12 protein-coding genes and 1 pseudogene are annotated in these 13,967 nt (G+C 38.6%); 10 read left to right on the top strand and 3 right to left on the bottom strand.

Annotated elements, in window-relative coordinates:
• Positions 1 to 97 precede the first annotated feature (97 nt).
• The 3 genes from ON15_RS06370 to hemH all read left to right on the top strand — a co-directional run bounded on the left by ON15_RS06370 (position 98) and on the right by hemH (position 3,037).
• A complete protein-coding gene (locus tag ON15_RS06370) occupies positions 98 to 1,684 on the top strand; it encodes an APC family permease (RefSeq protein WP_010580656.1) in 1,587 nt (528 codons plus the stop codon).
• 137 nt (positions 1,685 to 1,821) lie between these two features.
• Positions 1,822 to 2,112 (top strand): hypothetical protein, encoded by a 291-nt coding sequence (locus ON15_RS06365; protein WP_010580655.1) that lies wholly within the window; start codon positions 1,822 to 1,824, stop codon positions 2,110 to 2,112.
• Positions 2,087 to 3,037 carry a ferrochelatase gene (gene hemH, locus ON15_RS06360; RefSeq protein WP_010580654.1) on the top strand — a complete coding sequence of 317 codons (951 nt, stop codon included), beginning with the start codon at positions 2,087 to 2,089 and terminating at the stop codon, positions 3,035 to 3,037. The genes ON15_RS06365 and hemH overlap by 26 nt, the downstream gene beginning before the upstream one ends.
• Here hemH and ON15_RS06355 read toward each other — a convergent pair.
• Positions 3,034 to 3,513, bottom strand: coding sequence for a GNAT family N-acetyltransferase (locus ON15_RS06355; protein ID WP_010580653.1), 480 nt, complete (start codon positions 3,511 to 3,513; stop codon positions 3,034 to 3,036). The genes hemH and ON15_RS06355 overlap by 4 nt on opposite strands.
• Positions 3,514 to 3,606: 93 nt before the next feature.
• Between ON15_RS06355 and ON15_RS06350 the strand changes: the two genes are divergently transcribed.
• From ON15_RS06350 to ON15_RS06335, 4 genes are all read left to right on the top strand, one after another.
• On the top strand, positions 3,607 to 4,458 hold the full coding sequence (locus tag ON15_RS06350; RefSeq protein WP_010580652.1) for a bifunctional hydroxymethylpyrimidine kinase/phosphomethylpyrimidine kinase: 852 nt from the start codon (positions 3,607 to 3,609) through the stop codon (positions 4,456 to 4,458).
• A gap of 92 nt (positions 4,459 to 4,550) precedes the next feature.
• Positions 4,551 to 5,057: an ECF transporter S component gene (locus ON15_RS06345; protein ID WP_010580651.1), complete on the top strand. Its 507-nt coding sequence runs from the start codon at positions 4,551 to 4,553 to the stop codon at positions 5,055 to 5,057.
• Between the two features lie 22 nt (positions 5,058 to 5,079).
• Positions 5,080 to 6,000, top strand: a complete 921-nt coding sequence (locus ON15_RS06340; protein WP_010580650.1) for an NAD(P)-dependent oxidoreductase — start codon at positions 5,080 to 5,082, stop codon at positions 5,998 to 6,000.
• A 214-nt stretch (positions 6,001 to 6,214) separates the two neighbouring features.
• Positions 6,215 to 7,567 (top strand): MFS transporter, encoded by a 1,353-nt coding sequence (locus ON15_RS06335; protein ID WP_010580649.1) that lies wholly within the window; start codon positions 6,215 to 6,217, stop codon positions 7,565 to 7,567.
• A gap of 18 nt (positions 7,568 to 7,585) precedes the next feature.
• On the opposite strand, the gene ON15_RS06330 is transcribed toward ON15_RS06335, so the two are convergent.
• The gene (locus tag ON15_RS06330) at positions 7,586 to 8,488 is read right to left on the bottom strand and encodes a LysR family transcriptional regulator (RefSeq protein ID WP_010580648.1); all 903 of its coding nucleotides are present in this window, start codon (positions 8,486 to 8,488) and stop codon (positions 7,586 to 7,588) included.
• 136 nt (positions 8,489 to 8,624) lie between these two features.
• Between ON15_RS06330 and ON15_RS06325 the strand changes: the two genes are divergently transcribed.
• Both ON15_RS06325 and ON15_RS06320 read left to right on the top strand, forming a co-directional pair.
• On the top strand, positions 8,625 to 10,247 hold the full coding sequence (locus ON15_RS06325) for a malolactic enzyme (RefSeq protein WP_010580647.1): 1,623 nt from the start codon (positions 8,625 to 8,627) through the stop codon (positions 10,245 to 10,247).
• 15 nt (positions 10,248 to 10,262) lie between these two features.
• Positions 10,263 to 11,678, top strand: a pseudogene (locus ON15_RS06320) (anion permease).
• 325 nt (positions 11,679 to 12,003) lie between these two features.
• Here ON15_RS06320 and ON15_RS06315 read toward each other — a convergent pair.
• Positions 12,004 to 12,486: a MarR family winged helix-turn-helix transcriptional regulator gene (locus tag ON15_RS06315; RefSeq protein WP_026049519.1), complete on the bottom strand. Its 483-nt coding sequence runs from the start codon at positions 12,484 to 12,486 to the stop codon at positions 12,004 to 12,006.
• Between the two features lie 81 nt (positions 12,487 to 12,567).
• Here ON15_RS06315 and ON15_RS06310 point away from each other — a divergent pair, with 81 nt between their 5' ends.
• Positions 12,568 to 13,959 (top strand): MFS transporter, encoded by a 1,392-nt coding sequence (locus tag ON15_RS06310; protein WP_010580645.1) that lies wholly within the window; start codon positions 12,568 to 12,570, stop codon positions 13,957 to 13,959.
• The last annotated feature ends 8 nt before the right edge of the window (positions 13,960 to 13,967 follow it).

The raw sequence follows: 13,967 nt of genomic DNA, 5'->3' as shown, positions 1-13,967 counted from the left end.
ATTTTAGATTTAGCACGCGGCTTTTTCTTAGCTGATTTTAATCTAATTCACTGTGCTATAATTAAGCGATAGTATTTTTGAGGAGGCACATGAAAACATGCCGAAAAAGATTAGTCTATTTTCAATTATAATGTTAACTTTAAGTTCAATTATTGGATCTGGTTGGTTGTTCGGCTCAGGGATGGCAGCTCAAATTGCTGGCCCAGCAGCAATTATCGCTTGGATCTTGGGTGGTGTAATCATTGGAGTCATTGCACTGAATTATATCGAGTTAGGAACAATGTTTCCTGCTAGTGGTGGAATGAGTCAATATGCAGCTTTTTCTCATGGCACCCTGCTCGGCTTTATTGCCGGTTGGGCCAACTGGATCTCTTTGCTGACGATTATTCCAATCGAAGCAGTTGCCGCGGTTCAGTATATGAGCTCGTGGCCTTGGGCATGGGCTAACTGGACGAGAGGATTTGTAGCTCATGGTAATGTTACGAATCAAGGCTTAGTGATTGTTTTTCTTTTTATGCTGGCATTTACGCTGCTAAATTTTTGGTCGCTCAAGTTATTGACCAGTTTTACTAGTTTAATTGCTTTATTCAAAATGGCAATTCCGTTGTTGACGATTCTAATTTTATTCTTTACTGGTTTTCATTCAGGTAATTTTGCTCAAACGGCTGGTTTCATGCCGGCTGGAAGTGCTGCGATTTTTACAGCAACAACCTCAGCGGGAATTATTTTTTCTTATAATGCTTTTCAAACAACTATTAATATGGGTGATGAGATTGAACATCCTGAAAAAAATATTTTTCGCGGGATCGTAATTTCTTTTGGAATCAGTATGGTGATTTATACCTTACTGCAAGTTGCTTTTATTGGAGCAGTTCCCAGCCATCAGTTAGTAATTAGCGGCTGGAAAGGAATTGATTTTCAATCGCCGTTCGCTGATATTGCAATTTTGCTAAATTTGAATTGGTGGGCTGATGTTCTTTACTTGGATGCCTTTGTTTCTCCTTTTGGGACGGGTGTTTCTTTTGTAGCAACAACTTCGCGGGCATTAGCGGCGATGACAACAACGCGACATTTGCCGACTTTTTTAGGGAAATTAAGCCAAAAGTATCGGACTCCACGCCGTTCAATGGTTGTAAATCTTTTCTTAGGCTTGATAATGGTTATTGGCTTTCGCAATTGGGGGGCTTTGTCTAATGTGATTTCAACATCGACTTTAATTGCCTATTTAACTGGTCCAGTGACTTTAATCAGTTTTCGACGAATGGCACCAGACTGGAAACGACCTTTTAAATTAAAGGGTGCACATTTTTTGGCACCATTAGCTTATTTATTAGCCAGTTTAGCAATTTATTGGGCTAAATGGCCAACCACAATTGAAGTATTTGGTGTAATTGCACTGGGGTTGATTTTTTATATCTATTATGAATTTCGGCAGCCTGCTGGCAAGCAAAAAGTCTTCCAAAGTTTCAAAGGGGCTCGTTGGTTGGTTTTTGAGCTGCTCTGGCTAACAATTATGTCATTGATTGGCAGCCAACAATTTGGTGGCAATGACTGGCTGCCATATCCAACTGATTTTGGAATGGTGCTGGTCGGCAGTTTGGGGTGTTATTTGTTAGGGGTTCATGATGCATATGCCAGTGATGAAACCGAGTACGGTCATTCATTGAATGAAAAAATCAAATGAGAAAATTCCTAAAATAAGAAAAATTATAAATTAAGCAAATTTTTTAAATATTTTAATTGATTAAATTCATTTCTGTTGCTAAAATAGAATTAATTGAAATTGATTCTCAATTAACTGATTAAGCGGAGGAATGATTAATGAAAAAGCGTTTTGTTCTAGGAATTCTAGCAGTAGCGTCATTTTTGATTTTTGGCTTGACAGTTCACGAAATAGCAATCGGCCTTAAAGCAAGTGAACAAACAATTCTAGTTGAAGAAGCAAGCAAAAAAGATTTTTCAACCGCTCCAAGATATTCTTATGGGGAAATCTTAAGTACTTTAGGGATTATAACCATGAGTGGGTTGGTCTTAACGCTTAGGCAAACTAGGTCAATTAAATTAGAGAGCTTTAGGAGAGATTTGAATGAAAAAAGGAGTTTTATTAATTAATTTAGGTACTCCCCAAACGCCAACCACTGAAGACGTCCGCGAATATTTGCAGCGCTTTTTAAGTGATCCACGGGTGATTGACATGCCAGCTTGGAAATGGAAGCCAATTTTAAATACGATGATCTTGCCGAAACGGCCGGCTAAATCAGCTAAGCTTTATCAGCAAATCTGGTCGCCAGACCATGGATCACCGCTGCTGTATTATACTAAACAGCAGGCATTGCAGCTGCAGAAACTATTGCCGGATTATGTGGTCAAATTTGCAATGAGCTATAGTGACCCCTTAATTAGTGATGTTTTGACCGAATTTGAGGCAGCCAAGGTTGACGACCTAACGATTATTCCTCTTTATCCACAATATTCAACGACCACGGTTGGTTCGGTGGCAGATGATATCAATCGCTTTTTTTATCGACGCTCAGTCATTCCTAACTTGCATTTGATTACTGATTTTTGTGACTTTAAACCATATATTCAGGCCTTAGCAGCAAAAATTGCAGCAAGTCTAGCTGAATTTAAACCAGATTTGCTGCTGCTGTCTTATCATGGAATTCCCAAAAGCTATGTTGCAAAGGGTGACCCTTATCAGCAACGATGTGAATTGACGACTAAGCTGCTCTTGACTGAATTAAAGCTCAAGGTGCCAGTCAAACAAACTTATCAATCTCGTTTTGGCCCGGATGAATGGTTGACGCCAGCAACTGATGCAACTTTAAAAACTTTGCCAGCACAAGGAGTTAAGCGCGTTTTGGTTGCCTCACCAAGCTTTGTTGCCGATTGCTTGGAAACTTTGCACGAATTGGAAATTGAAAATCGAGAATACTTTTTGACAAGCGGCGGGAAAGATTTTGCCCTAGTTCCAGCCTTGAATGCTGATCCAGCGTTTACCCAGGTATTACGGCAATTAGTTTTGCAGCCGCGTTAATTCAAGTCTTTAATAAACCAAACATCGCAAGCTGAGTGACTGGTTTGTGCTAAAGCCTGTGGTAAGGCCCGGAAGCCTAAATGCCGATAAAGTCCAAGTGCCCGATCAAGATTAGAGAAAGTTTCAATATATAATTGTTGATAACCAAGCTGGCGCGCTTTTTGCTCGGATGCTAAAATAATTTTTTTCCCTAAGCCAAAACCGCGAGCAGCGGGTAGAAAATAGAGCTTTTGCAGTTCGGCAATTTTGGAATCAGCAAAAGGACCAAAGCCACCACAGCCAACCACTTTTTGTTGATCTTCGACTACCCAGTAAAAGGCTTTAGTCGGTTGTGAATTATAGTAAGTTGCTAAATTTGCTAATTGCGGATCGTAATAAGCAGTATTAGGTTTAGCATCATCAAATTCAGCTAAAGTTGATTGAATAATTTTTTTAACGGTCGGTTCATCGGCCGTTTTTATTTGGCGTAAATGCAAATTTTTCAGCTCCAATTTAAATTAGTTGTAATTTACGTTAGCATTTAGACTGAAAATGTGCAAGAATTAAGTTACTTTTTAGGGGGAGCGGTAATGGTTGAAGAAAGTCACTTACTAATAGCTGAAGATTTTTCAGCAGTCGGTCAATTATCAATGACAGCTGCCTTACCAATTATGGCAGCAATGGCAATTCCTACTGCTAGTTGGCCGACAAGCTTATTGTCGACGCAAACTGAAGGATTTGGTCTACCTCGGCATTTGGAGACGAAAACTTGGATCGAACAAACTCAAAAACATTGGCAGCAAGTTGGGCTGAAGTTGGGCGGTGTTTTGATCGGTTATTTTGACCAAGAAGAGATTGTGCAACAGCTTTGGCAACAATTAGGGTTACCATCGCTGCAATTACGTGTTGTTGATCCAGTGATGGCTGATGAAGGAAAATTCTATCCAAAAATTACTGCTAGGCATTTGCAAAGCTTAAAACGGTTGTGTCAGCGAGCCGATGTGATTACACCTAATTTGACCGAAGCAAGTTTGTTAACTGGGGCAAGCTACCTAGCTTGTCCAGATGAATCAGCTTTAGTTAAGCTATTAAAAAATTTGAGTTCACTGCAGCCGTCAAATGGCAAAGCAGTCATTACGGGAGTGGTCAAGAATCAACAAATTGGCTGTTGTTGGCTGGAGGAAGATCAGCTGAAAATGGCGATTTATCCGTGCTTGCCAGGCCATTTCTATGGCAGTGGGGATGTGTTTGCCGCATTGTTGACGGGCTTTTTATGGAAAAAGCTTTCCTGGTCAGCAGCGGTTCAACAAGCAGCAACTTTGTTATATGAAACTTTAAGCCAGCAAGTCAATCAGTCACCCCAGCAGCGCCGTTTTGGAATTGATTTAGGTTATTTGTTGCCAAGATTGCTGAAAACTTTAATGCCAACAGCTGATAATTGATCGAATTCGTGTTAAAATGTTCATTAAAATTAAAGCTAGATTAAAAATCTCATTTTAAAAAACTGATTATTAAATATTTAGGAGGGTTTGCAGTGAAAGAAAATACGTCATTAAAACGAGTTACTTTGGTTGCTTTATTGATTGCAGCCAACGTGGTAATTTCTCGCTTCTTCATTATTCCGGTTCCAATGACTCATGGTAACATCAACTTATGCGATGCTGGGATTTTTATTGCGGCGTTGTTGCTTGGCCGCCGCGAAGGCATGGTCGTTGGCGGGTTGAGCGGCTTTTTGCTGGATTTGATTTCAGGATATACCCAATATATGTTTTTCTCATTAATCGTTCATGGTCTGGAAGGATTGATGGTCGGTTGGCTCAATGAAAAGCATACTCGTAAGTCATTAATTTTAGCTATGAGTTGTGGGGTTTTGATTATGGTTGGCGGTTATTTTCTGACCGATACGTTCCTATATACCTTGACGGCTGGCTTAATTGGTATCACAACTAACTTCTTACAAGGTGTGGTTGGTGGCTTAGTTGCTTTACCGGTCTATTATCGTTTAAGTGGCCGAGTTTTTAGTCAAAGCCAAAACAAATGATGCCGATGAAGGAGGAACAGTTTTGCCGACAGTTTTGTTGAACGAACCAATTGCTACATCTGGAGTTGAGCTTTTAAGACAAGCTGGTTTTCAGGTTTTTGAACGACCAGCGGGGGCTAGTTTATTAACATTATTGCAAAAAATTCCGCAACTGGCTGCTACTCAGGCAATTGTCGCCCGCGCGGGAAAACTGACCATTGCAGATTTGAAACGCTTCCCAGAGTTGAAAATCATTGCCCGACATGGAGTCGGAGTGGATAATTTACCGTTAGATTACTTAAAAAAGCGGCAAATTCAGCTGACTTATACGCCGGGTATTAATGCTCGTTCGGTAGCTGAACTGACGATGACGTTAATTTTGTCGCTTTTACATCAGCTGCCTTTAAGCATTGCGACTCAGCAACGTCAGATTGGGAGCTTGCTGACTGGCAAAACAGTTGGGTTAATCGGCTATGGCAGCATTGCACAAGAAGTCGAAAAATTATTGCAGCCCTTTAGAGTTGAAATCTTAGTCTGGAACCATCGGCCTAAAAAAGTTAAATTCGGTAAGCAGGTAACCATTGCCGAACTGGTTAAACAAAGCCAAATTATTAGTCTTCATATCCCGTCAACTCCCCAAACAAAACAATTTTTTTCAGCTAAGTTATTAACGAAAATGCGGTCAGAGGCAATTTTGATCAATACTGCACGTGGATCATTAATTAAAACCGATGATTTATACGATGCACTATTCCAAGGACAATTAGCTGGAGCAGCAGTAGATGTTTTCTCAGCCGGACCCCGACATTCATTAAATGATTTTCAAAAATTGCCTAATTTTATTGCAACTCCACATATTGGAGCAGAAACACAAGAAATCTTGACCGCTTCAGCTTGCCAATGTGCTGAAGAAATTAAGCGTTTTTTTGCTGGACAGCCAGCATTGAACCCTTATTGGCAATAATCAACTTGCTTTAAAAGCTTAACTAGCTGCTACGTTAAATGGAGATAGTTTGAAAGAAAGCCTTGTTAATTGCAAGCTTTTTTTTTACGATTTATAGCTAATCCATAAAAATGTTTTCATTATCCTTTAAAATTGATTTCAGCTTATAAAAATTATAAACTAAGAATTAAAGAAAACTAACTTGCAAGCTAGCAAATTCTATGGGGGATCTTTTGTGAAAGATTTTTGGAAGCTATCAATTTTTGCGCGGCGCTTATTGGCAATTTCATTTTTAATGTCGATTAGTCAGTCAACGATGACAACGACTTATCCGATATTGATGAAACAATTTGGAATTCAAACCAGTACGGTTCAATGGCTAACAACTGGATTTATGGTGGCAATGACCTTAGTTATGCCGCTCAGCCCTTGGCTACTGGATAATATCGCTTTAAAAAAATTATTAAATGGTATCGTTAGCGTTTTTATTATCGGGACTTTGGTTGCCATGTTAGCCCCAGCGTTCAGCTGGATCATTTTGGGACGATTGGTTGAGGGATTGGCGGTTGGTGCGCTCTTTCCAATTTTTCAAACGTTGATCATGGAAAGCAGTACCGATCATGAACGCGGGTTAGCAATGGGCGTCGTTGGTTTGGTAATGGGCTCGGCATTAGCTGTTGGACCAATTATTTCCGGTGTCGTGCTACAGTTTGTTTCTTGGCGGGTATTATTTGCCTTATTTGTTGTTTTATTGGTGTTTTTGATTATTCGCATTCAGCCGGTAATTAAACCAATCCATCCACTTGTTTTACATAAATTTGACTGGATTTCAGCTATTTTATTGCTGGGCTTTGGCGGCTTGTTGTATGCAATTAATTTGTATCCAGCACTGGGGTTAAAATTAATCTGGTGGTTGCTGCTGTTTGGCAGTTTACTGCTTTTAATAAGTTTTGCACTTCGTCAGCGATATTTGACAAAACCCTTTTTAAACTTAAGTGTTTTGCGTTATAGAGGATACATTCCAGCTTTATTATTAACGGGAATTTCATATAGCGGACTGATCATTGCAACAGTTATCTTGCCTTTATATTATCAAAATGTTTTTAAGGTTTCACCATTATGGTCAGGTTTACTTTTGGTGCCAGCAGCTTTTATCTTAAGTCGGTTAAATCCAGTAGCAGGCAAACTGCTTGGTAAACTAGGATTAAAGCGATTAGTTTGGATTGGTATGGCGCTGTTGACGGCCGGTTTCAGCCTCTTAGGGACATTTGGTGCTAAGTCATTACTATTGTGTGTGCTTGGCGGAATCTGTTTGGAAAGCGGCAATGCTTTTGTAATGATGCCGGCAATTACGGCCGCTAATAATGCCTTACCTAAGGATTTGATGAGCCATGGGACAGCTTTGATCACTACTATGCGTCAGGTAATTGGAGCAGCCAGTGTAGTCGTGGCTTCCAGCTTGATCACGGTTTTGGCAAATAGTCGGCCTTATCATCAAGCTTTAGCTCAAACGAGTTTATGGCTATTACTTTTACCGCTTATTGGGATTGGGTTAGGGGCGTTTTTACAAACAAAAAAGGCAGCTTAAAAACTGCCTTTAAAGTCCTTATGACTTGGCTGAAGATGATTCGCTAAAAAGTGAAGCTTGGATGCTGTTTAAAATCTTTTCTTGCAAAGGATTGAAAATATGTGACCGGCGATAAGCAATACTAGTTACAAAGTGTGGAACGTCTTTATCTAAGAGATTTACTTTAACAATGTTTTCCGGTGGGTCAACAACTGCTGTCAAGAAGCCAATCCCGATGCCTTTCGCAATCAAATTCATTAAACTGTGAGTGCCATTTGAGCGAAAAATAACTTTGGGACGGAAATGATTACGGCTTGCTAACAAACTAAATGCTTGATTGTGAATGAAGCCGTCTTTAAATAAAACAAAATCTTCATTCTTGAGGTCTTTAAAATAGGCCTCTTTTTTTTGAGCTAAAGCATGATTAGCTGAGACAAAGATGGCAAATGGCTGGCGATCGAATTCTTGCGTTTGAATATTGGGGTCACTTAGCGGATCAATCGAGGCAAGTAATGCGAGATCAATCGATCCATTTTGAAGCGCCTGCAGGGTGGTTTTGGATCCATATTCACGAGTTTCAATTTTATTTAATAAATGATCTTGTTTTAGATTCTTAGCAATCAAAGGAAAATATCTATTTTCAATGATTGGTGGTAAGCCTAAATTAAGTTTTTGTAAATGGGCTTGCGTGATTTCCTTTTTTAATAAAGCGTAATTTTGCAAAATATTTTTGGCATGTTTAATTAATTGTTGCCCGCTATCAGTAATAATCAACTGTTTTTGCGCGCGAAAACGAATAATTAATTTGGCATTTAATTCTTCTTCCAGTCTTCGCAAAGCAAAAGTAATTGTCGGTTGGCTAACTTTGAATTCATGAGCAACTTTCGAAAAATTTTTTAATTCTGTTAGTTTTATAAAATATTCAAGATCACGGGTGTTCATAATCACAGATTCTCCTTGGCTAAAAATCAACATTTATAATTTAATTATAAATGTTTCTTATTAGAGTGTACAGCTTTGACTATAAAACTTTTTCCAATTTAAGATGGAAATATCTTAATACAAAGAAGGTTTTTTTATGAATGGATTGAAAATTATTAATGATCCCTTTAAAAATAAGGGAACGGCTTTTTCCCTGGCAGAAAGAAAGCAGTTAGGTTTAGAAGGATTGTTACCACCTTATATACAATCAATTGAAGAACAAGTCAAGCAAACGTACGCTCAATTTGAAAATAAACCAACAGCTTTAGCTAAACGCTTGTTTTTAATGCAGATTTTTAATGAAAATCGAGTGCTTTTTTATAAATTGTTCAGTCAACATATCGTGGAATTTATGCCGATTGTGTATGACCCAACAATTGCTGATACGATTGAAAACTATAGTGAGCTATTCGTTCAACCACAAAATGCAGTTTTCTTATCCATTGATGACCCAACTTCAGTTGAAAGTGCTTTGAAAAATGGTGCTGGTGATCGTCAAATTCGTTTGATCGTTGTTACTGATGCGGAAGGAATTTTAGGAATCGGTGACTGGGGCACAAATGGCGTAGATATAGCAGTTGGGAAATTAATGGTTTATACAGCCGCCGCGGGAATTGATCCAAGTCAAGTTTTGCCAGTTGTGTTGGATGTTGGAACTAATAACCAACGCTTATTAAATGATCCATTGTACTTAGGCAATCGGCACTCGCGAATCAAAGGTGATCGTTATTACAAATTCGTTGATCAATTTGTACAAGCTGCAGAAAAATTGTTTCCCAATCTTTACTTACATTTTGAAGACTTTGGCCGCGACAATGCAGCTAACTTATTGAATAAATATAAAGACCAAGTTACGACTTTCAATGATGATATCCAAGGTACCGGGATTATTGTTTTAGCTGGAATTTTAGGAGCATTAAATATTTCTAAGCAAAAAATGACTGATCAAAGATATCTGTGTTTCGGTGCCGGAACGGCTGGTGCTGGAATTACCAAGCGAATTTATGATGAGTTTTTGCAGCAAGGTTTGAGTCCGCAAGAAGCTAAGAAGCATTTTTATCTGGTTGATAAGCAAGGATTATTGTTTGATGATGATCCAACTTTGACCCCAGAGCAGAAGCCATTTGCCCGGTCGCGGAGTGAATTCTCACATCCAACCGAATTAACGAACTTAATGGCAGTTGTTAGGGAGGTTCATCCATCAATTATGGTTGGAACTTCCACGCAGCCGGGGACATTTACTGAAGAAGTTGTTAAGGAAATGGCAGCACATACCGAGCGACCAATTATTTTCCCATTATCAAATCCTACTAAATTAGCAGAGGCTAAGGCAAAAGACTTGATTGAATGGACAGCTGGACGGGCACTGGTTGCAACTGGAATCCCTGCCCCAGATGTTGAATATAACGGGGTTGTTTACCAAATTGGTCAAGCAAATAATGCTTTAGTTTATCCAGGGTTAGGCTTAGGAGTAATTGCTTCGACTGCTAGAGTCCTAAATGATGAAATGATTTCTGCTGCAGCCCATTCACTTGGCGGGATTGTTGATCCAACTCAACCAGGGGCAGCAGTTTTGCCACCAGTTTCAAAACTCGATCAGTTCTCAACGACTGTCGCTCAAGCTGTAGCGCAAAGTGCCGTTGATCAACATTTAAATCGTGAAAAAATAACATCTGTTGCAAAAGCGATCGAAGCTAACAAGTGGCAGCCGGAATACTAAGGGGAAGTGGAAGATTTGCTAGAAAAGATTAATTACAAAAAGTTTATTTTCCCTGTTGCTGTTGGTTTAATTTTATGGCTCTTAGCTCCGATTCGACCAGTTGGGGTTGATTTAGCTGCTTGGCGAATGCTAGCTATTTTTGTTGCAACAATTATTGGCTGTGTGACTAAGCCTTTGCCAATTGGTGCAGTTGCCATCGTTGGTTTTGCAATTACGGTCATGACTGGCGAGGTTAAAATTGATGATGCAGTTGCTGGTTTTGGTAATAGTAGTATTTGGTTGATCGTCATGGCGTTTTTCATATCGCGCGGGTTCATTAAGACTGGTCTGGGAAAAAGAATTGCCTTGGTGTTTGTTAAAATCTTCGGCAAGAAAACTTTAGGTTTAATGTATTCTTTGATTGGTGTTGATTTAATCTTGGCTCCGGCAACACCAAGCAATACAGCTCGTGCCGGTGGAATTATGTTTCCAATTATTAATTCTTTATCGCATTCATTTGGATCAACACCTGAAGACCATACTGCCCGAAAGATTGGTTCCTTTTTAACTTTTGGTGAATTTCATGGCAATACAATCACTTCAGCAATGTTTATGACAGCCATGGCGGCGAATCCGTTAGCTCAATCGTTAGCTAAGAGCGTCCATGTTAATTTGACTTGGATGGATTGGTTCATAGCAGCTTTAGTTCCAGGGATTTTTTCCTTGATCGTTGTGCCCTTTTTGATTTATAAAATGTATCCGCCAGAAATTAAAGAAACCCCGAATGCTGCCACTTGGTCGAAAGAACAGCTAAACAAAATGGGGGTAATGAAGCCGGCTGAAAAATGGATGGCAGTGATTTTTGGATTGGCGTTGATTTTATGAGTCTTGGGAAGTACTTTCCAAATCGACGCAACTTTGACAGCTTTCATTGCTTTAGCCTTATTATTATTAACAGGAGTTTTAAATTGGAATGATATTTTACAAGAAAAAGGCGCTTGGAATACTTTAACTTGGTTTTCAATCTTAGTAATGATGGCCAATGAGTTGAATGAGTTAGGCTTTATTCCTTGGTTGAGCAAGTTTATTTCGCGTGATTTGCATGGCTTAAGCTGGCCAATTGTCTTAGTTATTTTGATCTTATTTTACTTTTATTCACATTATTTGTTTGCCAGCGCAACGGCACACGTCAGTGCTATGTATACGGCTTTGTTAGGTGTCGCGATTGCTGCTGGAGTTCCACCGATTTTAGCTGCTTTATTGCTGGGCTTCTTTGGTAACTTGTTTGCTTCAACGACTAATTATAGTGACGGCCCAGCTCCAATCTTATTTTCTTCAGGATATGTTTCCCAATTAGATTGGTGGCGTTTGAACGGAATCTTAGGTATTTTCTATATTATTAGCTGGTTGATTTTAGGCAGCTTGTGGATGAAAGTTTGTGGTTTTTATTAAATCAAAGTCGTCGGCCAATAGTTTGTAAACGAGAAATTAATAATAAGTTAATTGACAGCTTAGATTTAAAGTGAGATAACTAGTTGTTCATGAGAATTATCTGTTATTGAATAGCTAACTAATTACGCTAAATAATTTAAATGCGATGACGTTTGTTAAAAAATGACGTCTGAAAAAGTCTTTTGGCTAAAAAGCTGAAAGATGAATTTCAGATGTTATTTTTTTGGCTCTAGTCAGATTGTCACCGGCGAGGAGATGATTGGATGGAAAATCAGCGAGCCAAAAAGCTGCTTCAACCAAAAATTTTGGCTTATAATCAGTTGCTTTAGTTTGAATAATTAGTTGTTTTTTCAGCTTTAATCAATTCATGCAAAAAATGCATAATGACAGTTAATTCAGTTTGACTAAACTGATCAAGATATTTTTTTAAATGACTTTTTTTCATAATAGCCAACTGATCGTGGGCTTGAGCAACTTCTAATCCAGCGGCAGTTAGCCAATAATATTTTTTTCGTTGATCAGTTTGATCGACTTGAAAATCTGTCAGTGCTTTTTTGGTGAGAATGTGTAGACTTTTGGAAAGTGTGCCTGGCAAAATAGCTAATTGCTGGGCAATTTGTTTGGCATTTGAATGTGGCTGGTGCTTTAAAAATGATAGTATTTGAAATTGCAAAGTTGACAAGCCAACAGCAAAATGTGTCTGTTGATTGAGCCAAGTCTTTTCTTGATCATCTTGATTATCCATCATCAACAATCGACTGTAGGCTTCAATTATTTGATTGATTAGTTTAGTGGTTTGCAAAGTCATTCTCCTTTGGCATTTGTAATTAGCGTGATACAATTTGACCATAAAGTTTCCGTGGAAACTAATTAGATTGGAGTTTATAAAATGTCGTCAAACTTATCTTTCCAGAATAAAATCGCCATTCTTTCAGCGAGTTTATTATCCTTTATGGGTATTTTAATCGAAACATCAATGAATGTCACCTTCCCCACGTTGATCAAAGAACTTGGTGTTTCATTAGGGACGGTGCAATGGGTTACAACGGGTTATTTGTTGCTAGTGACGATCACCATGAGTACTACATCGTATTTATTGAAACGTTTTCCAGCTAAAAAGCTATTTTTATTTGCAATTAGTTGCTGTTTAACAGGTACAATTATTTGCGGGTTGGCAGATTCTTTTGGAGTATTAATGTTTGGCCGTGCTTTACAAGCAATTTCAACCGGAATTTCAACTCCATTGTTGTTTCATTTAATTTTTTCATTAGTTCCAACCCAGCATTTAGGATTTTATACTGGTTTTGCCAGCATGATTATTTCTTTTGCTCCTGCTTTAGGACCAACTTATGGCGGAACATTAAATAATTTTTATTCTTGGCACAGTATCTTCTGGGTCGCCTTGCCATTGATTATCATTATTATGTATAGCGGTTATCGAACGATTGAATTGCCCTTTAAACAACAAACAAAACGCTTTGATTTTAGGGGATTTACTTTACTGGCGGGAATTTTGGTGGCTTTATCGCTTGCCGTTAATCAAGCGGGGCAAAGTGGAATTGCTAGTTGGCGATTTATTACAATATTATTGATTGGCCTGGTGCTGATTGGTATTTTAATTGTTTTAAATCAACACGGACAGTTCAATCTTTTAAATTTAAGCATTTTGAAAGACCGTACGATTCTACTGAGTTCATTAGTATATTTTTTCTTACAGTTTACAAATATTGGAATTTCTTTTGTAATTCCGGTTTTAGCGCAGAATACTTTGAAAACTACTTCAATGGTAGCTGGTTTAATTCTATTGCCTGGTTCGTTACTCGGGGCAATAGTTGCTCCGTTGGCGGGACGGCTCTATGATCGTAAAGGCTTTTTCTTGCCAGTTTTGTTGTCAAATTTAAGCTTACTGCTCGGAACTTGGCTATTTTATATTTTAACTGATGATTTAACTGTTGTTCTAATTACAGTAATCTATGTATTTTTGCGTGTCGGCTTTAATCTTGGGTTTGGCAATTTGCTGTCGGATGCCAGTAAACAAGTGACCAGTGAACACAAACCAGATTTGAATTCACTATTCAATACGTTACAGCAATATGCAGGGTCAATGGGAACCGGCGTTTTAGCAGCTGTGATTGCTGATCAAGAATTGCAGCCACAAAGCTTAGCTATAGCTACCCAAACTGGTAGTCAGCGAGATTTTTTAGTGTTGGTCGGCTTAAGCTGCTTCAATGTGATTGCAGTGTTAATGATTCAACATTGGAAACAATCAGTTAAAAATTAAACTCGATT

This window comes from Liquorilactobacillus vini DSM 20605 (assembly GCF_000255495.1).
GTDB lineage: Bacteria > Bacillota > Bacilli > Lactobacillales > Lactobacillaceae > Liquorilactobacillus > Liquorilactobacillus vini.
Note: the sequence above shows the minus strand (reverse complement) of the source record. Positions and strands in the feature narration are given on the sequence as shown.